The sequence below is a fragment of the Pseudomonas sp. Je.1.5.c genome, from assembly GCF_051129895.1.
GTDB lineage: Bacteria > Pseudomonadota > Gammaproteobacteria > Pseudomonadales > Pseudomonadaceae > Aquipseudomonas > Aquipseudomonas urmiensis.
On sequence record NZ_JBCPSP010000064.1, the window covers coordinates 1 to 20,523 of the forward strand.

13 protein-coding genes are annotated in these 20,523 nt (G+C 59.8%); 2 read left to right on the forward strand and 11 right to left on the reverse strand.

Features of this window, described 5'->3' with window-relative positions; translation table 11 throughout:
- Positions 1-65: 65 nt before the first annotated feature.
- From AAZU54_RS25915 to putA, 11 genes are all read right to left on the reverse strand, one after another.
- Entirely contained in the window at positions 66-1,397 is a 1,332-nt protein-coding gene (locus AAZU54_RS25915) for a TldD/PmbA family protein (protein ID WP_425634869.1), read from the reverse strand.
- A complete protein-coding gene (locus tag AAZU54_RS25920; RefSeq protein WP_434727835.1) occupies positions 1,397-2,839 on the reverse strand; it encodes a TldD/PmbA family protein in 1,443 nt (480 codons plus the stop codon). Before AAZU54_RS25920 ends, AAZU54_RS25915 begins: the two co-directional genes overlap by 1 nt.
- A 31-nt stretch (positions 2,840-2,870) precedes the next feature.
- Positions 2,871-4,673, reverse strand: coding sequence for an acyl-CoA dehydrogenase (locus tag AAZU54_RS25925; RefSeq protein WP_434727836.1), 1,803 nt, complete (start codon positions 4,671-4,673; stop codon positions 2,871-2,873).
- Positions 4,674-5,000: 327 nt separating this feature from the next.
- Complete coding sequence (locus tag AAZU54_RS25930) at positions 5,001-5,333, reverse strand: hypothetical protein (protein WP_405130283.1); 333 nt, start codon at positions 5,331-5,333, stop codon at positions 5,001-5,003.
- Between the two features lie 175 nt (positions 5,334-5,508).
- On the reverse strand, positions 5,509-6,018 hold the full coding sequence (locus AAZU54_RS25935) for a DUF4265 domain-containing protein (protein WP_186557522.1): 510 nt from the start codon (positions 6,016-6,018) through the stop codon (positions 5,509-5,511).
- 73 nt (positions 6,019-6,091) lie between these two features.
- Positions 6,092-6,514, reverse strand: coding sequence for a DUF6756 family protein (locus tag AAZU54_RS25940; RefSeq protein ID WP_186557520.1), 423 nt, complete (start codon positions 6,512-6,514; stop codon positions 6,092-6,094).
- A gap of 32 nt (positions 6,515-6,546) precedes the next feature.
- Positions 6,547-7,017 (reverse strand): DUF4304 domain-containing protein, encoded by a 471-nt coding sequence (locus tag AAZU54_RS25945; RefSeq protein WP_186557519.1) that lies wholly within the window; start codon positions 7,015-7,017, stop codon positions 6,547-6,549.
- A gap of 656 nt (positions 7,018-7,673) precedes the next feature.
- Entirely contained in the window at positions 7,674-7,898 is a 225-nt protein-coding gene (locus AAZU54_RS25950) for a hypothetical protein (RefSeq protein ID WP_186557518.1), read from the reverse strand.
- Between the two features lie 432 nt (positions 7,899-8,330).
- Positions 8,331-8,783 carry an immunity 26/phosphotriesterase HocA family protein gene (locus AAZU54_RS25955; RefSeq protein ID WP_186557517.1) on the reverse strand — a complete coding sequence of 151 codons (453 nt, stop codon included), beginning with the start codon at positions 8,781-8,783 and terminating at the stop codon, positions 8,331-8,333.
- Between the two features lies 1 nt (position 8,784).
- Positions 8,785-13,320, reverse strand: a complete 4,536-nt coding sequence (locus AAZU54_RS25960) for an RHS repeat-associated core domain-containing protein (protein WP_434727837.1) — start codon at positions 13,318-13,320, stop codon at positions 8,785-8,787.
- Positions 13,321-13,643: 323 nt separating this feature from the next.
- Complete coding sequence (gene putA / locus AAZU54_RS25965; RefSeq protein ID WP_186555647.1) at positions 13,644-17,597, reverse strand: trifunctional transcriptional regulator/proline dehydrogenase/L-glutamate gamma-semialdehyde dehydrogenase; 3,954 nt, start codon at positions 17,595-17,597, stop codon at positions 13,644-13,646.
- Between the two features lie 356 nt (positions 17,598-17,953).
- On the opposite strand from putA, the gene putP reads away from it, so the two are divergent.
- Together putP and AAZU54_RS25975 are read left to right on the forward strand one after the other, a co-directional pair.
- Complete coding sequence (putP, locus tag AAZU54_RS25970) at positions 17,954-19,429, forward strand: sodium/proline symporter PutP (protein ID WP_312154829.1); 1,476 nt, start codon at positions 17,954-17,956, stop codon at positions 19,427-19,429.
- Positions 19,430-19,626: 197 nt separating this feature from the next.
- Complete coding sequence (locus AAZU54_RS25975) at positions 19,627-20,463, forward strand: 23S rRNA (adenine(2030)-N(6))-methyltransferase RlmJ (RefSeq protein WP_186555645.1); 837 nt, start codon at positions 19,627-19,629, stop codon at positions 20,461-20,463.
- Positions 20,464-20,523: the final 60 nt, after the last annotated feature.

The window sequence follows — 20,523 nt, forward strand, 5'->3', positions numbered from 1 at the left end:
GGGCCGACAATGGCTGACGCTATCGCGGGGCAAGCCCGCTCCCACGAAAAGCCGTACAGAGGTGTTTACAGGGTAAGCGTGAGCCCTTTGACCAACGCCCCGGGCAAATGACTCGATCCGGTGTGCCGCTGGCCATAGGTGCTGGTCGACAGGATCAACTCGCGCTCACAGGTCAGGTCCTCCAGCTGGTTACCCAGCAGGTTGTAAAGGGTATCGTCGAAGCGCATGGTGCTGACCGGCCCCTGGATCTGGCCATCCTCCACCCAGAAGGTGGCAAAACGGGTCAGGCCGGTCATGCGCGCCGCTGGCAGGTCCGAGTAGTTCAGGTACCACAGGTTGCTGATGTACAGCCCGGTGCCCAGGCGTTGCAGAATCTGCGCCGAAGGCAGATTGCCCGGCGCTAGGCTCAGGGCGCACGGCGCCTCGTAGCTGTCCGCGCCATTGGCCGTCAGGGCGAATTCAGCGGCGCTGCGCGCGCTGATCAGTCGCTCCAGGCCACGCCCTTCGCCGATCAGCCGAACATCGCGGCGCGGCAGGCCTTCATCGGAAAACGCGGGGCTCAGCGAGCCGCTGACCTGCTCGTCGAAACTGACCAGCGGGCTGAGCTGCGCATCGCCGCTGTACAGTCGCTGCAACGGGCTGTTGCCCGTGGCCAAGGCCTGGGCTGAGAAGCCGCCCCAGCCGAGCATCCCGGCAATTTCATCCATGGCCGCTGGCGCCAGGTAGGCGCGATAGCTGCCAGGCTTGAGGGTAATCGCCGGCCGGCCAAGAAACGCCAGTTGCTCGCGGCTCAGGCGCAGGCGCTCGACCATCGCTGCAGCATCCCACGACTGCCCGGCGTAGTTGGCTTTGACCGCCTGGCCATTGGCGTGGAACAGGCTCCAGTCGAAGTTGAAGCTATTGGCCTGATGCCAGCCAAAGGCGCCATAGGAGCTGGCAAAGCCCCGACAGATCGGCCCGGCTGCGTAGATACCCACCAGGTCCAACTGACCCGCCTCGCGTTCCACCAGCGCCAGCACCTCGGCGATGTCAGGCAGCGCTTGTTGCTGCTGGCTGTGCGACTGCCAGGCGCTGTCGTCCAGGCTCAGGTAAGGATCGAGCGCCAGCAGTGGCAGGGTCTGGCGCAGTTGCTCGAGGGCCTCGTGCAGGCGCTGGCGGTCGAGCTCGGCGTCGCCACACAGGGTGAACTGCTGCTCGGCTTGGCGGCCATCGCGCACCAGCCGCAGTTGCGCGCTGGCCTGGCTGACTTCGCCAGCCTGACGCACCTTGGCATGGTTGAAACGGATAAATTGCGACTGCTCGGCGCTGAAACCGAGGGTGAACTGCTCGCCATCCTGCAGCGCAGCGCGCAAGGCGCTCAGCAGCTGTTCGAAGCGTTGCTGGGGTGTGGCGCTCATCAGGCGTCTCCTCCGAATACGTCGATCTGGCGGAATACACAAGCCGGCGAAGCATGGCCCACGCGGACCACCTGGTTAGGCTCGCCCTTGCCGCAGTTGGGCGTGCCGAGGACCTGGAAGGTGCTGCGATCGCCAACTGCCGCCAGGTTGCTCCAGAACTGCGCGGAGATACCGCGGTAGTTGGGGTTCTTCACCACGCCCTTGAGCTGACCCTCTTCGATCAACTGGCCCCACTCGCAGCCGAACTGGAACTTGTTGCGCGCATCGTCGATGGACCAGGAACGGTTGGTGCGCATCAGGATGCCGCGCTCGATGCCGCCGATCAGCTGCTCGAGCGACTGATCGCCTGGCTCGATGTTGAGGTTGGCCATGCGGTCGATGGGTGCGCGGTTCCAGCTACAGGCCCGGCTGTTGGCCACCCCGTCCAGCCCCGAGCGGAACTGCGACAGCGCGCCACCCAGCGGACGCAGCAGCTTACCTTGGCGAATCAGGAACTGCTTGCGGGCCCGGGTCCCGTCATCGTCGTGGCTGTAGCTGGCCAGCTCTTCGTCGATGGTTGGGTCGAAGGTCACGTTGAGCAGTGTCGAGCCGTATTGCAGGTGGCCGAAGTCGCTGGCTTTGACGAAGCTGGTCCCGGCGTAGTTGCGCTCGTCACCGAGGATGCGGTCCATCTCCAGCGGGTGGCCGATCGACTCGTGGATTTGCAGCATCATCTGGTCGGGCATCAACAGCAGGTCGCGCGGGCCGCTAGGGGTGTTGGGCGCCAGCAGCAATTGCAGGGCCTCATCGGCCACGCGGCGGGCGGCGCCGACCAGGCCACAGCGCTGGATGATCTCGAAGCCGCCCTGCTGGCCAAAGTTGTCCCGCCCCAGGCTGCGGCTCTGGCTGTCCTGGCCGTCGCTGGCCGTCACGCCAAGGCCCGGGAACAGAAAGCGCTGGGCATGGCGCAGCTCGGCGCCAGCGGAGTTCAGGTAGGTCTGCTCGACGCGGCTGATGCCCAGGCTCGCCTGCCAGTCGACCAGGCGGTTGTCCTTGGGCACGCTGGCCGACTCGGCGGCGAGCAGGTCGAGGCAATCGGCAAGGTTGGGCAAGGACTGCTCGAAGTTCGGCGAAATATGCTCGTGACGCTCGCTGGGTACGGCGTGTTCGCGCAGGTCGAGCAGGCTGTGCGCGGCGATCTGCCGCGCCAATGCCTCGGCCTGTTGCAGTGCCTGTTGCAAACCGGCTTGGGACAGGTCGGCGGTGGCCGCGTAGGCCTCGACACCGTTGATGCGCACCGTGAGCATGGCGCCTTCATCCTGGCTGAAGAATGGCGGCTCGGCGACATTGCGGCGCACCGACAGGCCTTGGTAGGACTGTTTCACATGGCGCAGGGAAAACAACTCGGCCGTACTGCGCAGCGCAGCGAAGCGCTGGCGCAGCAGGGCGCTGGAATCGAACATGCGGGAACCTCCGTGTGCGCGGTGGCTCCCCCTAGAACCACCCCTCGTGCATGCCCAGGCAGGTATCGTCGCGGGCCTCGAGCAATGCGAGGTCATTATGGCAGCCCGGCACTTCCCAGGTCAGGAAATAACGCGCGGCCTGCAATTTGCCCAGATAAAAGTCACGGTCTGCCTGATGGCCGTTGAGCAGTCCGATCTCGGCGTGGATCGCCTGTTCCAGCCAACGCCAACCGATCACGCAATGGCCGAAGGCCTTGAGGTACAGCGCCGAGTTGGCCAGCGCGCCACTGATCTTGCCTTGCGCCAGGTCGCCCAGCAGGGCCAGGGTGACGGCCTGCAGCCGATTGACCAGTTGCTCGAGCGGCTCGCGCAGGGCGTCAAGGCGTGGGTGGTGGCTGGCGCGCTCGCCGGTGGCCGCGATCAGGCGAATCAACTGCTTGAGCCCGGCACCGCCGTTCTGCGCCAATTTACGTCCCAGCAGGTCGAGCGACTGAATGCCATGGGTGCCCTCATGGATCGGGTTCAGGCGGTTGTCGCGGTAGTACTGCTCCACTGGATATTCGCGGGTATAGCCATGGCCGCCGAGGATCTGGATCGCCAGTTCATTGGCTTTGAGACAAAACTCCGACGGCCAGGATTTGACGATGGGCGTGAGCAGGTCGAGCAGCTCCTGGGCCTGGCGTCGGCCCTCTTCGCTGGGCGCGGTGTGGGTGTCGTCGAACAGCCGCGCCGCGTACAGGCCCAGGTCGAAGGCGCCTTCGACATAGGCTTTTTGCGCCAGCAGCATGCGCTTCACATCGCTGTGGGCGATGATCGGCACCGCCGGGCTGTGCGGATCCTTGTTGTCCGGCAGCCGGCCCTGCGGCCGTTGACGGGCGTATTCCAGGGAGTACAGGTAGCCGGCATAGCCGAGCATCACCGCGCCCATGCCGACCCCGATGCGCGCCTCGTTCATCATCTGGAACATGCAGGCCAGACCCTGGTGCGGCTGGCCGATCAGGTAGCCGACACACTCGCCGTTGTCGCCGAAATTCAGCGCGGTGGAGGTGGTGCCGCGCCAGCCCATCTTGTGGAACAGCCCGGCCAACGCCACATCGTTGCGCGGCCCGAGGCTGCCGTCCTGGTTGACCAGGTACTTAGGCACGATGAACAGCGAGATACCCTTCACCCCGGCAGGCGCATCCGGCAGTTTGGCCAGGACCATGTGCACGATGTTCTCTGAAAGCTCATGGTCGCCGCCAGAAATGAAGATCTTGTTGCCCTTGATCCGGTAGCTGCCGTCAGCAGCAGGCTCGGCGCGGGTGCGGATATCGGCCAGTGAAGAACCGGCATGCGGCTCGGTCAGCGCCATGGTGCCGAAGTAGCGGCCATCGATCATCGGCTGCAAGAACAGGCGTTTGTGCTGTTCGGTGCCAAAACTCTCGATCAGGTTGGCCGCACCCATGGTCAGGAACGGATAGGCCGTGGTGCCAGCGTTGGCCGCCTGGAAATGTGCGAAGCAGGCCTGCGAGACCAGGCTCGGCAGCTGCATGCCGCCCACCTCGAAATCGCGGTTGGCATTGAGAAAGCCCGCTTGGAGGAAGGCGTCGACCGCCGGCTTGACCTCCGCAATCAGCTCGGCACGCCCGTCGACATAACGCGGCTCGTGCTCATCGCCCTTGCGGTTGTGCGGCGCGAAGTACTTTTCGGCGATGGTGCGCGCCGTGGCCAGCGCTGCATCGAAGGTCTCGCGGCTGTGTTCGGCGAAGCGCGGACGCTGGGTCAGGGCTTGGGCGTCGAGCACTTCATAGAGTTCGAAGGCGAGGTTGCGGGAGCTGAGCAGGGTCTCGGGCATGGGCGTGGTCCTGGTGCGGGATGCGTCGAGTCTAAGTGGCGTGCAGATGAAACCGACAGCGTAATAGGCAGGCGTGATAAGGGGAAGAAAATGGTATGTATCCGCCCAATACTGTGAGGGGCGAGTCCACTGAACTTTGTAGCGACCTATCCGCAGGTATTGCTCGTGGCTGCGAAGCGATCGGGGCTAGAGGCGTGACGCGCCGATACCGATTTCTTCATCGAAACTCGAGATAGGGTGAAGCCCAGGCTGAGCGGTGTCGGATGCTCGACACTGTGCCCTGTTGTATTGTGTTTTTGCTGATTTGATCTTTCCTATACTGAAACATTATTTTAGCTGGTCGCCTGGTTTTTCCCAAGTTTTGAGGTTTTGAATTGCTCGTTCAATGTCCCCCATGTCATCCGTGCCTATGGAGTTGTCAAATTTCTCTGAAATCATTTTCCTCATCTGTGCGAGGGTGTTTGTAATGTTGTATTCATCAATGAACCGAGTTGTTTCTAGCGCGTACTGTATATTGGCCTGCTCGTTCAAGGGTGTGGTCTCGTGATGATAGTGTCTGCCAATATTAGCTAGAGAGATGAGTAGGGTTTCGAGCTCACTCAGTAGAGTAATTGCCTCTTCAAATGAAAGCGTGAGAGTTTTGTTTTTTCTTGCATTCATGTTTCCTTCGCGGAGTTAGACTGTTCTGGCCAGTTATCGAACTCTAATAGTCTGTTTTGTTTTTGTCTGTTTAGTTGGGTGGCTTCGGGGCTTCGCCTTGGTTTTATTTGATGGTGTGGTGGTCCAGTTTTGAGCGGCTGTTGTTTGGATTTAATTTTTCGATGTATTCAGGTTGTCATTGGGTGAGTTTGGCTTTGGCCGGGGTTTCTACTAGGGTGGCCAGTGATAGGCACTCTAACAGTCTGTCCTGAGGGATGTTTGCATGTTGCAGACACGCGTCTTCGAATGCGATGGTGTCATCATTTTGTATGTTTGATAAATAATCATCAATCACTTCAAAAGAGCACTTTGCGGGGATGTCGACCGAAAATAGTGATAGCCCATGAGATTTTGAACAGTTCCCCCCATTCTTCCTGATGAAATCTATTATCTCCATGGACTCATCCTGGTTGCTTGAAAAAACTCTTAAAGTTGAGTGTCCGCCTTTAGATGTTATCGTGTCTGCATAACGCTCCCCGTCTTCGAACTTCACACTCACTGAGTCCCCTTTGCTAAGGCCATATACATAGTACGGAGTGTTGTCTATTGTGCATGTGTCGTCAGGGTTGAGGGTAGCCCACAGTGATTCATAGGAAACGGGTGGGTAGTCATCTGAGTCGATTCTTAGTCGGACTAAAATTTTCATGAGTTTTTTCCTGAGTTCATTACTCTGGTGGTGCTCGGCGCGCTCATCAGCTTTAGCAGTGTGTGCGGGTAGTTCACTTGTTGTCGTCAATGATTAAAAGGAGGTCCCCGTGGTCGTTCTCTGCAAGCAGCCAGGACAAATCCTTTGGTGTAATGTAATACTCAAAGTAATAGCATTCTTCGAGTACTGAGGGTATGAGTTCTATAGGAAGTCCTAGTATGATTTTTTCTTCATTGTCTTCGTCTGCGATGAGCCAAACATCTTCATGGGTTTTTGGCGCTATCTGAAGGATTTTAAGGTGTCCTCGGCTGTCAGGTTGCTCATATATTTTCGGCTGCCTTTGCATAGAGGTCCACCACGCCCTAGGATTTCCTCTGATGTATTTTTTCTCGATTGATCTAACTAGTGTGTTTTTTTCGCTATTGATAGGTTTTTCGATTTTGATATTTAGTTTTTTTAGTGCGCACTCTAATTCTTTGTATAGTTCATTGTTCATGCTTGCTTGGCGCCAACGTAGCTAAGCTTAGGTCAAACCTCTTTGAGTATCATTGCGTTGAGTTTTTTTTGGTCTCTCAGGGATCTTATGTTATCGCGTGCATGGTTTTCTTGCATGAAGCTTAAAAGTTTTTTTAGATTGTCCATTAGTACGTTCGCACTGCTTTCGAGGTCGTGCTGTTTGACTAGTGAGTCAAATGTTTCCTGTAAGTTTTGCGAGGCTCCAGGGAAGTCATCTAGCCTGAAGTCAACATGGATTACAGTTGTTGGATTTTTTACATTAAAAGCGCCGTTTAATTGTTGTGCGCTAGGGTGGGTGCTTAATAGCTCTTTATAAATAATGCCAACATTTATATAGAATGTCTTGTTGTATGCTGATTTTTGGTGGTTTATTAGTAGGTAATAGTCGGCTTTCTCGATGAAGCGGGTGGCTCCATCCCCCTGGAAGCCAAGTTGCACTGAGGTTGAGTTGAATGTTTTATTCGTTGTTAAAGGTTTTTTCATGGTTTCGGTATCACTAGTCGTGAACTTCTAGCGCCGGTTTTAGGATCTAGAATGTCAAGTATGCCTTCGTGATCTTATAGGTAAATTTTTGATGGGGTGTGTTTGTTCTCTGGGGTGTTAAGTGTATGGGTGTTTTATGTGATGGGTGTAATGTATGGGGTGAGAATTTCTATAATCTCTTCCTTTGTAAAAGTGAACTCATCTCCCGCGTCCATGCTGCTAAGTTTGTCAATGTTGTCGCAAAATGGTTGGTCGTCGAAAAGGTAGATTTTTTCATCAAGCCATATCTTGAATATATATTGGGCCGCTCGATCGGGCTGGTATTTGTGCGTATTCAAATAGTCTAGGATTTCGGTGGCTATCCTTGACTTGTCAATTTCGTGACTCACCTTGTGCGCTCGTATTTTATAGTCAGGCCTTCAGGCATGAGTAATCGTTAGTGTGTGTCCGCTTGAAATTTCTTCTCTCGTACTTCCTATGTACTGAAATTAGATCTACTCTCCTACCTTCGATGAGATTTCCAAACGGCACTAGTCGCTGAGTTGCAAAGACCTATGAGTCTGTTGAACTTGTCTTCTGTTATTAAAGTTTCACTTGTTTTTTGGGTTTTTACAGTAGGGGTTATAAAGTTTTTCCGACTGTTCTTCGGTTGTGCTTCATTCTACTGTCCAATCTATTTCCCATTTTGACTCTTCAATATATTTTTGTAGGGTTTCCTCTGTTTCTACCCAGTTGTCGAATCCGCTGCTTAAATCAAGGTTGGATGAGGTCAGTATAAGATAGCCTCCCGTATTTTCTTTGTCGCATATTATCCTTATGTAGTAATCCTTGTCATTATCAGCGATTATTCGTCCAGTTTTATTGAGTTGAGGTGTGATCATCAACTTGCCCAAAATGGTATGTGATTATTTGCTTTAGGTGTGGTGGGGTTTTGGTCGTATATGTTCAGATGTTCATTCGGAGTAATAGGGGTGTGATTTCCTTTAGTGGATTTGTTGTCGATTCTTAATTCTTGTCATCCGTCAGTGCTGCTAAATACTCAGCTACCAGTTTTTACCAGTCTCACTATATTCGTCCCCCAGAACCACTGCAGCTTTGCTCTAGCTGTTCTCGGCCATGAGCAGCTGGCCGTTGCCGTCGTAGTGGAAGGCTTCGCTTTGCCAGTGCTGGCCATGGCGGTGGCTGAATGTGGCTCTTCAGCGTCTCAACGTTGAAAAGGGAAGACCAGATTATTAAAGAACTTTTGGTTCTCGCGTCAGTCTTGCTGGCATGTAAAACAGAGTACATGCACTGGGGGAATCAAATTTCCTCTATCAAGTCGGGCATTTCAATGACTCTACCCACTTGTTTGGAATGCCCATGAAATAATCGCGTAGCCTATCTTCAATATGTTCTGGGGACCATGCGGCAGCTCTTTCTAAATGCAAACACTCCTCTCGAAATGCTGGGACTTCTATGCCGTCTTTGTATCTTGAGAATTTTTTGCTGATGGGGTCTATTTTGAAGAACCATGGATCTTCCATAAGAGGGGTGTCAATTGGTGAGTTTCCGATTATCACCCAGTTTTTGGATTTAAATGCGCTTTTCATTACCCATACTTTGAATAATATATCTCTGCTCAAAAGTCCTTCCGGTGGGGTCTGAGTTTCTGAGGCAACATCGTAAAAGGCTATGAGCGGGCTTTTGAGCACTCGACCAAAGGCGTAGGACCCATTTTTTAAATCAATTTTCAGTATATCCCCTAAGGTACCATTCTTTTTACGCATGTTATTCTCCGAATTCCTGGTGCGCTGCATCAAAGTAATTTGATGCATTTTTGTTTCTAGTGGAAATGCCATTCAGCACATTTCCCGACGTACCTCCCATCGATTGTGCTTTCCCGTTGGTGTCTATTAAGATTTGCTCTCTTCCGCGAATCGCGGACGGGTTTTCTGAGGTTTTGTCAAGAACTGCAGGCCCGAAGCCTTGTTTGTTCATATGGTGCCCGCTGTCTCTCCTAGCGATATTTTCTTCGGGCAATTTGCAACCACAAGTTCTGCCCGAGTATACGGTTCCACTTTCCGGATGAGTTTTAGTGTATGTATGGTATAGTTTTTTTGCTAAACCCAGTGGATCAATCCACTCAACTGGATTCGGCGCATATTGATAAAGATTCAGCCCCCCGGCATACCCAATCGGATCCGCCGAAACAAACCGCCCCACCTGCGGATCATAGTACCGGTACCGGTTGTAATGCAGTCCGGTCTCCACATCCAGGTACTGCCCCTGAAACCGTAGCGCAGTGTCGAGTTTCCTGCGCTGCGCCGCCTCGCTGAGCCTCACCTGGGCCTGCCCCCAGGCGTGGTAGTCCGCCCGCCAGACCATTTCGCCGTGCTGATCGGTCAGCTCCAGCGGGGTTCCGAGGTGGTCGCATTGGTACCAGTCCAGCGCTCTGAAGGCCGGTGCCTGGGGCTGGTATTGCCAGACCGGATCCTGATCGATGTCATACGGCCCGTCATAACTGGGCTCGGGCAGCAGGGCGATTTGTTGCTCGTACGAGGCCTGCACCAGCGGCACGAAGGTGCCTGGCTCGTAGAGGTAGTGTGTGGTGCGTTCGCCGCGCGGATGGTAGGTGCTTTCAAACGCCAGGTGGTCGCCGTCCCAGCCATAGATGCTGCTCTTGCAGCCGTAGCGCTCATCGAGGTCCAGGCGTTGCTTGCGGTTCCACAGCGGGCCTGCCTGCGCGCGGTCTTGGTACTTGGCAGCCGATTGCTTGTAGAGGCGCCGGCCGAGGGCGTCGTAGCCGTAGTTGACCTTGAGCCGGGCATCTTCGTAGCCCACCAGGCGGTCGTACAGGTCCCAGGTGAAGCGGCCGTGCTGGCCGTCCAGCCAGCGCTCGCTGAGGTTGCCGCGGGGGTCGTAGCGGTAGTGGTTGCCCAGGTACTGGTGCAGCAGGTTGTCCATCTGCCGGCTGCGTTTGAGGCCGTTGGCCTGGGGCGCTTCGTGGGGGTCGAGCAGGTTGCTGGCGGGGTCGAAGGCGAAGGTTTCCGCACCCAGCCGGCTGTGTGCGCCGAGCAGGCGGTTGAGCGGGTCGTAGCGGTAGCTGAGCGTGCCGCGGTTGCTGTCGTCGATGGTGGTCAGTTGGCCGGCGGGGTCGTAATGGTGCTGGCGCTTGCGCAGGTAGTCGTTGCTGCCGGGCCGGGTGAGGCTTTGCGTGTGCAGGTAGCCGTTGGCCGTCCATTGCTGGCGTTGCTGCAGGCCGTTGCCTTGCACGCGGCCGATTTCCCGGTGCAGGGCGTCGCGCTGGTAGCTGAGCAGCTCGGCGTCATCGAGCTTGATCGCCAGCAGGTGGCCGCTGCCGTAGGTCAGCCAGCTGACCCGGTGGCCATCCGGGCGGGTGGTGGCACAGCGTTGGTTGAGGGCGTCGTACTCGTGCTGCCAGATGGCCACGCTGGGGGTGTCGAGAAAGCGGTAGTACTGGTGCTCGCGGCTGAGGTTGCCGGCCCGGTCGTAGAACCACTGCAGCTTGCTCTGGCTGTTCTCGGCCATGAGCAGCTGGCCGTTGCCGTCGTAGTGGAAGGCTTCGCTTTGCCAGTGCTGGCCATGGCGGTGGCCGGCGTGGCGTTGGCTGAGGCGGCCGAGCGGGTCGAAGGCGAACTCGATGATCCGGTCTTCGTCCAGCTGCTGGGCGAGCACGCCGCTTTCGGCGTGGTAATGGTAGCTGCGGCGCTTGCCGTCGAAGCCGGTCTCGCTCAGCAGGCGGCCCATGCTGTCGTAGCTGAAGCGGGCGCTGCTGTGGTTTTCGTTGCGCAGCTCGAGCAGGCGGCCGAGGCGGTCCCAGCGGTAGTCGAGGGTGTGGCCCTGGGCGTCGGTGCGTGTGGCGATCAGGCCGGCGACGTTGTAGGCCCAGCAGGTGCGCCGCTGCAGCGCGTCGGTATGGCTGAGCAAGCGGCCTTCGGCGTCGCGCTCGAACTGCTCGTGGCTGTGGTCGGGGTGGGTGAGGCGGGCCAGTTGGCCGGCTTCGTAGGCGTACTCGGTGACTTGGCCGAGGGCGTCGGTGTAGCGGATCAGCTGGCCGCAGGGGTCGTAGTGCCAGTGGCGGGTGTGGCCGGAGCAGTCGGTGTACTGGCTGAGCAGGCCGTCGGCGGTGTAGGCGAGGGTTTTTTCGTTGCCATTGGCATCGACTACGGCGATGGGCAGGTTGTCGCTGTTGTAGCGGTACTGGGTGGTGTTCTCCAGCGGGTCGATGGTTTCGATGAGGTTGCCGCGCTGGTCGTAGTCCCGCCGCCACAGGCCGCCTTCGGCGTCGCGGGTCTTGAGCAGTTGGTCGTGGTCGTCGTAGGCGTAGTGCACGCAACTGCCGTCGGCGCGGGTATGTTGCAGCAGGTTGCCGCGCTCGTCGTAGGCGAAGCGCTCGGTGCTGCCATCGGCGTGCAGGTGCTGGGTGATGTTCTTGGCGGTGTCGCGCAGCAACCACTCTTCGCTGCCATCGGGATGAATCACCCGGTAGGTAAAGCCCAGGCCGTCGTAGTAGTGCTTGGTGACCTGGCCGTGGGCGTCGGTGACGCAGGTCAGGCGAACATCGGCATCCCACGCCAGGCGGGTATCGAAGCTGCCATCGTCGGCCCACTCGCGCACCGCCTTGGCGTCAGGCCCGGTGCCTTGCCATTGCAGGTTGATGCCGCGCCCGCTGCGGTCGCTGTAACGGGTGATCAGGTGATCCTGGTACTGGTAGCTCCAGCTGGCCTGGTGCTCATCGTCGGCCTGCAGCAGGTCGCCGTGTTCGTCGTAACGATAGGCGGCCAGCTGGCGGTGTGGCTGGCCGTTGCGCACCTGCCACAGCGCACTGATCCGACCGTGCTCGTCGAGCGCGGTGGCCAGGTGCTGGTGCTGCACCTCGTTCTGGTAGGTCACTAAGTCCGACAGCACCGGGGTGCCCTGGTGATGGTGCTCATAGTGCAGGTCGATACGCGCGCCGCCGCGCTGGCGGATGCTCTGCAGCACGAAGCGCTCGCCCTGGCGCTGGTAGCTTTCCTGGCTGGCATAGCCGCGGGCGATGACCAGTTGCGTCTCTTGGGTGCGAATCAGCACCAGGCCTTCGATGGCGTCGTAATGGTGCTTGCCGATTTTCGGCAGCGGGTAGGCGTGGCTGCGACCGTCCGCGGCGTGGTAGAGCACGCCCTGCTTGAGCACATCGAGGCAGGTCGAGAACGGCGTGATCCAGCGGGCGCCGAACACGCCACCGTCGAGCGCCGCCAGGCTGGAGCGGTAGGTGCGTGACCACTGCAGCGCAAAGCAGCCGGGCAAACTGAAATCGGTGTGGGTGAGGGTTTCGCTGCCACGGGCGAAGCTGATGCTGCGGCAGGTCGAGGGGCAGCCGTCCTTCTTGGCGGACGGATCGGCTTTGGCCGGGGCTTCGCTGGAGCGGGCGACCAGCTGGCCCTGGCCACTCACCGCAGTGGCCTGGCTGGTGCCGTGCGGGGCGATGTTCTGCGCCTGGGCCTTGCGGCCTTTGCGATTGGCCAGGGCGGTCAGCAGCATGCTGACCAGGTAGCCAATGCTCTGGGTGTTGCTCGGGTCGGCCAGGGCGTTGATTTTCCGGTGGGCGTTGGCGCCGATGGTTTGCGCGGTATCGGCCACTTCCAGCAGTTTGCGCACGGTCGCATCGGACATGCGCGGGTCGTCGATCAGCAGGGAAATGGCCATGCCCAAAATGCCGGTGGAGGCGACGAACTTTTTCCCGCTCTTGACCGTTTCCGCGATCTTGCGCTGGCCTTCCGGGCTCGCCACCGAGCGGATCATGCTGGCGAAGCTGAGGCAGGTTTGCTTGATCTTGTCGGCGATCTGGCTCAGCAGGCTGGCAAGGCCCTGTTGCAGCGCGGTGGCAAAGTCTTCAATGGCGCCGGGGGCGAGCGCGTTGAGGTTGCTTTCCAGCGCGGTCAGCAAGGCATTGCCAAGGGTGGCTTTGCTGTGGCTGCGCAGCATGTGCAGGGTCGGGCGGATTGCCGCCCGGGCGGCGCCGACGCCGGGGAAGGACATGATGCCGAAGACGTTGATGCCAAAGCTGATCCAGGTAACGACGTCATCCTGATTGCCATCGATCAGGGTAATCAGGTCTGCGATGGCATCGATGGCGGCAAAGACGCCGCCAACCCCTGGCAAGACCGAGCCAACGGTGTGGATGGTGTTCCAGCCGACGGTGTCGTTGGTCATGCGCAGCAGCCACTGGTCGAGCTTCTTCATGCTGAAGTCGACGTCGCTCTGGTGCAGGGTGTTGGCCGGGACCAGCGCCACTTCGCGGTGAGTTGAAGGGGCGGCGCTCATCGGCTGTGCTCCGTGGCCGAGCGGGCGGGTGTGACCCGGACGACAGCGAAGGCACTGTCGTCAACGCTACTGGAGGTAAAGCGCACATCCTGCTGAGAGAGCATCTTGGCTTCCTGCATCGCCGATCCATGGGCCGGGATGGCTCCTGGCGGGGCAGGGCATCCGTTGGGGAGCGATGGTGCAAGGAAGTGCTTCCCGATCAAAAGCAGACCGGTCTGATGCTGGCGTGGGAAATTTCTCGCAGAGCGGTAGGAGTTTGGGAGGGGTTTTTTTCGCAAAAAAAAGGAGAGCCGAAGCTCTCCTTTTCATTTACCTCAGCCCTATCAGCCGATGGTCATCAAGCTAGCGTTACCACCCGCCGCAGCGGTGTTGACGCTCACCGCGCGCTCGATCACCAAGCGCTCCAAGGCAATCTGATGATCGCCGCTGGACAGCCCGTGCACACCAACGATGGCGCCTGCGCGCTTGGCTACCTGCTCGCACACCGCGCGCAGTTGATCCGAGTCGCCATGGTGAATGACTGCATCGAACGCAACTTCGTCTTTGTTCCAATCGGCAACCAGCTTGACCTTGGCTTGCAGTTCCTTCGGTAGGCGAGCACGCAGGCTCTTCGCCGGCTCGACGTCCTGGAACACCGCCGAGCTACCCACGGCCAATACCGCGGCCAGCTGAGCGAGCAAGTCTGCCTCGTTGTCAGCCAGGCACAGCACGTGCTCGCGCGGCAGGATGGTGTAGCTGTTGCGCTCGCCGGTCGGGCCTGGCAGCAGGCGGCTGATACCACTCTGCGACTGGGCGGCGAACTGCTCGCACAGGCTCGATAGCTCAGCCAGTTGGTTGCTCTCGGCCCAGGCCTTGAGGGCGTGCAGTGGCTTGATCAGTTGATCGCGCAGGACGCTATCGACCTTGGCTTCGCCATCGGCACGCTGGAAATGACGGGCCACGGCGTCGGCCGGGCGGGTCGACAGCAGGCGGTACAGGTACAGCGGGCCGCCCGCTTTCGGGCCGGTGCCGGACAGCCCTTCACCACCGAATGGCTGCACGCCGACCACCGCGCCGACGATGTTGCGGTTGACGTACATGTTGCCGGCGTTGACGTTATCCACAACCTTGGCGATGGTCTCGTCGATGCGGGTGTGCACGCCGAGGGTCAGGCCGTAGCCGGAAGCGTTGATCTGCTCGATCAGCTGGTCGAGGTTGCGGCGGTTGTAGCGCACCACGTGCAGCACCGGGCCGAAGATCTCGCGCTTGAGCTCGTCGAAGCTTTCCAGCTCGATCAGGGTCGGCATGACGAAGGTGCCGCGCTTGCACTCGGCGGCATCGGCGATGGCCACCTGGTAAACGGTGCGGCCTTTTTCGCGCATGCCTTGGATGTGCTTCTCGATACCTGCCTTGGCTTCAGCATCGATCACCGGGCCGATGTCCACGGACAGGCGCTCTGGGTTGCCTTGGCGGCTCTGCGCCATGGCGCCCTTGAGCATTTCGATCACGCGGTCGGCGGAGTCTTCCTGCAGGCACAGTACGCGCAGCGCCGAGCAACGCTGGCCGGCGCTGTCGAAGGCCGAGGAAACCACGTCGATCACCACCTGTTCGGTCAGCGCCGAGGAGTCGACGATCATCGCGTTCTGGCCACCGGTTTCGGCGATCAGCGGGATCGGCCGACCTTGGGCATCCAGGCGACCGGCGATGTTGCGTTGCAGCAGGCGGGCCACTTCGGTGGAGCCGGTGAACATCACGCCTTTGACCCGCTCATCACCGACCAGGCGGGCACCGACGGTTTCGCCGCGGCCTGGCAGCAGTTGCAGGACGCCTTCCGGGATACCGGCTTCGAGCAGCAGGCGCACGGCCTGGGCGGCGACCAGTGGTGTTTGCTCGGCAGGCTTGGCCAGCACCGGGTTGCCTGCGGCCAGGGCTGCGGCGACTTGGCCACTGAAGATGGCCAGGGGGAAGTTCCACGGGCTGATGCACACCACGGGGCCCAGTGGGCGGTGGGCGTCGTTGCTGAAATCGTTGCGTGCCTGCACCGCGTAGTAGCGCAGGAAGTCGACGGCTTCGCGCACTTCGGCGATGGCATTGGCGTAGGTCTTGCCCGCTTCGCGGACCAGCAGGCCCATCAGCGGCTGGATCTCGGCTTCCATCAGGTCGGCGCTGCGCTCAAGGATCGCGGCGCGCTCGGCTGGCGGCGTGGCCTGCCAGATCGGTGCGGCATTCAGTGCGCACTGGATGGCATTGTCGACATCAGCGACGGTCGCTTCCTGCACGTGGCCAACCACGTCACGGTGATCGGACGGGTTGAGTACCGGTGCCGCCGCTTCCTGGCTGCTGGCGCAACCCAGCAGAGGGGCCGCTTTCCAGTCGTTGTGAGCGGTCGCCAGCAGGGCGCAGGACAGCGATGCCAGGCGATGCTCGTTGGCCAGGTCGATGCCGGCCGAGTTGGCCCGCTCGCTGCCATACAGGTCACGCGGCAGCGGAATGCGTGGGTGTGGCAGGCCGATGCTACCTTCCTGAGTGGCCATCTGCTCGATGCTGGCGACCGGGTCGGCGACCAGCTCTTGAATCGAGATCGAGTGATCGGCGATGCGGTTGACGAACGACGTGTTGGCGCCGTTTTCCAGCAGGCGGCGGACCAGGTAGGCCAGCAGCGTCTCGTGGGTGCCGACCGGGGCGTAGACGCGGCACGGACGGTTGAGCTTGCCTTCGGAGACTTTGCCTACCACTTGCTCATACAGCGGCTCGCCCATGCCGTGCAGGCACTGGAACTCGTACTGGCCCGGGTAGTAGTTCTGCCCGGCGATATGGTAGATGGCCGACAGGGTGTGGGCGTTGTGGGTGGCGAACTGCGGGTAGATCGCTTCGGGTACCGACAGCAGCTTGCGGGCGCAGGCGATATAGGAGACGTCGGTGTACACCTTGCGGGTGTAAACGGGGTAGCCTTCCAGGCCTTCGACTTGGGCGCGCTTGATCTCGCTGTCCCAGTAGGCACCCTTGACCAGGCGGATCATCAGGCGGTGACGACTGCGCTTGGCCAGGTCGATGACCGAGTCGATGACATACGGGCAGCGCTTCTGGTAAGCCTGGATGACGAAGCCGATGCCGTTCCAGCCCGCCAGCGAAGGCTCGAAGCACAGGCGCTCGAGCAGGTCCAGCGACAGCTCCAGGCGATCGGCCTCTTCGGCGTCGATGTTCAGGCCGATGTCGTATTGCTTGGCCAGCAAGGTCAGCGACAGCAGGCGCGGGTACAGCTCGTCCATCACGCGCTCGTACTGGGCGCGGCTGTAGCGCGGGTGCAGGGCCGAGAGCTTGATCGAGATGCCCGGGCCTTCATAGATGCCGCGACCGTGCGAGGCTTTGCCGATCGAGTGGATCGCTTGCTCGTAGGAGGCCAGGTATTTCTGCGCGTCGTGCTCGGTCAGTGCGGCTTCGCCGAGCATGTCGTAGGAATAACGGAAGCCTTTCGATTCGAAGCGGCTGGCGTTGGCCAGGGCTTCGGCGATGGTCTCGCCGGTGACGAACTGCTCGCCCATCAGGCGCATGGCCATGTCGACGCCCTTGCGGATCATCGGCTCGCCGCTCTTGCCGATGATGCGGGTGAGCGAGGAGGTCAGGCCGGATTCGTTGTGGGTGGAGACCAGCTTGCCGGTCAGCAGCAGGCCCCAGGTGGCGGCGTTGACGAACAGCGACGGGCTGTTGCCCAGGTGCGGTTGCCAGTTGCCGGTGCTGATCTTGTCGCGGATCAGCGCATCACGGGTACCCTTGTCGGGGATGCGCAGCAGGGCTTCGGCCAGGCACATAAGTGCCACGCCTTCCTGGGACGACAGCGAGAACTCTTGCAGTAGGCCCTGGACGATACCGGCACGGCCGCTGGCGCTCTTCTGGTTACGCAGTTTTTCGGCGATGCCGGAGGCCAGTTTGTTGGTGGCTTCGGCTTGAGCGCTGGACAGGCGCGCCTGCTCCAGCAGCATTGGCACCATTTCTTGCTCAGGGCGGCGGTAGGCGGCGGTGATCGCCGAACGCAGTACCGACTGCGGCAGAATGCTTTCGGCGAACTCGAGGAAGCACTGGTGGCTGTGCTCGGGCTGAACTTCGCCGGCGTCGTCGGAAAGGTTGCTGGCATGACCGTTGAGTTCGGTCAGGGTGGCACCACCCTCGAGCTTCTCCAGGTAATTGAAGATCGCTTGTTTGATCAACCAATGCGGCGTGCGGTCGATGGACTGCGCAGCTGCTTTAAGTCGCTCACGGGTAGGGTCGTCGAGTTTGACCCCCAGGGTGGTCGTCGCCATTTCTTATCCTCATTATTGCCACGGGCGTGGCCTAAGCTGGCGCCAAGATTAGCTGTAGGACAATCCGGGTGCAACCGGGTGCAACCCGATTTTTTGTAGGATCAGGTGCAACTCGTCCGACGACAATTCCTACACAGCAAGAATGGTCATTCGTGGTGCGTTTTCTTCTGAAAAGCGCTGTGTTTGCTCCAAAAAGGAGCAAAAAACACCCTTTAGGCGAAATTGCATTGCTGGGTGCAACTTGCAAATGAAAAATGGTTGCACCCGCTTCATGTTGTTGCATAGGATGCGCCGCCTGGGTGCAACCGCCTTATAGGGTGGTCGCAAGAGATAAAAACAAACGCCAGGGCACAACCATGGGCAATCCAATCACGATCACTTTCGTGATCTACATCGCGGCAATGGTGCTGATCGGCTTCGCGGCCTATCGCTCCACCAACAACCTCTCCGACTACATCCTCGGTGGGCGTAGTCTTGGCAGCGTGGTGACCGCGCTCTCAGCTGGCGCTTCGGACATGAGCGGCTGGCTGCTGATGGGCCTGCCGGGCGCCATCTACATGTCGGGCCTTTCCGAGGCCTGGATCGCCATCGGCCTGACCGTCGGTGCCTACCTGAACTGGCTGTTCGTCGCTGGCCGTCTGCGTGTGCAGACCGAACACAACGGTGACGCGCTGACCCTGCCGGACTACTTCGCCAGCCGCTTCGAAGACAACAGCGGGCTGCTGCGGATCATCTCGGCGATCGTCATCCTGGTGTTCTTCACCATCTATTGCGCCTCCGGCATCGTGGCCGGCGCACGCCTGTTCGAAAGCACCTTCGGCATGTCGTACGAAACCGCCCTGTGGGCCGGTGCTGCGGCAACCATCGCCTACACCTTCGTCGGTGGCTTCCTGGCGGTGAGCTGGACCGACACCGTGCAGGCCTCGCTGATGATCTTCGCGCTGATCCTTACGCCGATCATCGTGCTGATCTCCACCGGCGGCGTCGACACCACTTTCCTCGCCATCGAGGCGCAGAACCCGGCGAACTTCGACATGTTCAAGGGCGCGACCTTCATCGGCATCATCTCGCTGATGGGCTGGGGCCTGGGCTACTTCGGCCAGCCGCACATCCTGGCGCGCTTCATGGCGGCTGATTCGGTCAAGTCGATCGCCAACGCCCGCCGCATCTCCATGACCTGGATGATCCTGTGCCTGGCCGGTACCTGCGCCGTGGGCTTCTTCGGTATCGCGTACTTCTCGGCCAACCCTGAGCTGGCCGGTCCGGTCACCGAGAACCACGAGCGGGTATTCATCGAGCTGGCGAAGATTCTGTTCAACCCGTGGGTTGCCGGTGTGCTGCTGTCGGCCATCCTGGCGGCGGTGATGAGTACCTTGAGCTGCCAGCTGCTGGTGTGCTCCAGCGCCCTGACCGAAGACTTCTACAAGACCTTCCTGCGCAAGAACGCTTCGCAGGTCGAGCTGGTCTGGGTCGGTCGCCTGATGGTGCTGGCTGTGGCGCTGATCGCCATTGCCCTGGCTGCCAACCCGGATAACCGCGTACTTGGCCTGGTGGCTTATGCCTGGGCGGGCTTCGGTGCTGCGTTTGGTCCGGTGGTGCTGATCTCGGTACTGTGGAAAGGCATGACCCGCAACGGCGCCCTGGCCGGTATCGTCATCGGTGCGCTGACCGTGATCTTCTGGAAACAGCTGGATACCGGTCTGTACGAGATCATCCCAGGCTTCCTGTTCGCCACCATCGCAATCTTCGTGGTGAGCAAGCTGGGTAGCCCATCGAGCAGCATGGTTTCGCGCTTCGAGAAGGCCGACCAGGCTTACCATATCGGTAAGTGATGCGGGTTTGATCGCTGTCTGAAAGGCCCGCACCTGTTCCAGGTGCGGGTTTTTTATTGGCTTGGGTTTGGCCTCATCGCGGGGCAGGCCCGCTCCCTGGTAGTTGCTTCATGGCGGCAGCGGGCAGCCGCTGATCACCGTCAGGCCTGACTCCTCAGGCGCGACAAGGTAAACTTTCCGGCCTTGCAGGAGTTGCCATGAACTATCGTCACGCCTTCCACGCCGGCAACCACGCCGACGTCCTCAAACACATCGTGCTGACCCGCCTCATCGCCCTGATGTCGCGCAAGGAGCAGCCGTTCGCCTACATCGATACCCACGCCGGTCTCGGCCTGTACGACTTGCAGGGCGATCAGGCGACGCGCACCGGTGAATACCTGGAAGGTGTCGCGCGCTTGTGGAACCGCGATGATCTGCCGGCGAGCACGGCCGACTACCTGCGTGTCATCAAGCGTCTGAACCAGGATGGCGAGCTGCGCTACTACCCAGGCTCGCCAGAACTGGCTCGCCGGCTGATGCGTCAGCAGGATCGCGCGTTGCTCAATGAGAAGCACCCCGAAGACGGTCCGCTGCTCAAAGAGAACATGAAGAAAGACCCACGGGTCACGGTTCACCTGGGCGAAGGCTGGCATGTGCCGCGGGCGCTGCTGCCGGTCCAGGAAAAGCGCGCGATCATGCTGATCGACCCGCCGTTTGAGCAGGCTGACGAGCTCAAGCGCTGCACCGTGGCCATGAAAGAGGCGATTGGCCGCATGCGCCAGACGGTCGCGGCCATCTGGTACCCGATCAAGGATCAGCGTTCGCTGACCCGCTTCTATCAGGACCTGACCAGCACCGGCGCGCCGAAACTGCTGCGCGTCGAGCTCTATGTCCATCACCAGGACAGCCCGCAGGGCTTGAACGGCTCGGGCCTGGCCATCGCCAACCCGCCGTGGGGCCTGGAAGAAGAGCTCAACGAGCTGCTGCCGTGGCTGGCCAAGGAGCTGGCGCAGACTGCTGGCAGCTTCCGCATGGACTGGCTGATCGCCGAGTAAAGCGCTCTGCATATCCCGTGGGAGCGGGCTTGCCCCGCGATGGTGTCAGCAGATCCACCA

Excerpts from the sequence above, each read along its gene's own strand:
- AAZU54_RS25915 (WP_425634869.1), bottom strand. The coding sequence starts at position 1,397 with ATGAGCGCCACACCCCAGCAACGCTTCGAACAGCTGCTGAGCGCCTTG.
- AAZU54_RS25920 (WP_434727835.1), bottom strand. The coding sequence starts at position 2,839 with ATGTTCGATTCCAGCGCCCTGCTGCGCCAGCGCTTCGCTGCGCTGCGC.
- AAZU54_RS25925 (WP_434727836.1), bottom strand. The coding sequence starts at position 4,673 with ATGCCCGAGACCCTGCTCAGCTCCCGCAACCTCGCCTTCGAACTCTAT.
- AAZU54_RS25930 (WP_405130283.1), bottom strand. The coding sequence starts at position 5,333 with ATGAATGCAAGAAAAAACAAAACTCTCACGCTTTCATTTGAAGAGGCA.
- AAZU54_RS25935 (WP_186557522.1), bottom strand. The coding sequence starts at position 6,018 with ATGAAAATTTTAGTCCGACTAAGAATCGACTCAGATGACTACCCACCC.
- AAZU54_RS25940 (WP_186557520.1), bottom strand. The coding sequence starts at position 6,514 with ATGAACAATGAACTATACAAAGAATTAGAGTGCGCACTAAAAAAACTA.
- AAZU54_RS25945 (WP_186557519.1), bottom strand. The coding sequence starts at position 7,017 with ATGAAAAAACCTTTAACAACGAATAAAACATTCAACTCAACCTCAGTG.
- AAZU54_RS25950 (WP_186557518.1), bottom strand. The coding sequence starts at position 7,898 with ATGATCACACCTCAACTCAATAAAACTGGACGAATAATCGCTGATAAT.
- AAZU54_RS25955 (WP_186557517.1), bottom strand. The coding sequence starts at position 8,783 with ATGCGTAAAAAGAATGGTACCTTAGGGGATATACTGAAAATTGATTTA.
- AAZU54_RS25960 (WP_434727837.1), bottom strand. The coding sequence starts at position 13,320 with ATGAGCGCCGCCCCTTCAACTCACCGCGAAGTGGCGCTGGTCCCGGCC.
- putA (WP_186555647.1), bottom strand. The coding sequence starts at position 17,597 with ATGGCGACGACCACCCTGGGGGTCAAACTCGACGACCCTACCCGTGAG.
- putP (WP_312154829.1), top strand. The coding sequence starts at position 17,954 with ATGGGCAATCCAATCACGATCACTTTCGTGATCTACATCGCGGCAATG.
- AAZU54_RS25975 (WP_186555645.1), top strand. The coding sequence starts at position 19,627 with ATGAACTATCGTCACGCCTTCCACGCCGGCAACCACGCCGACGTCCTC.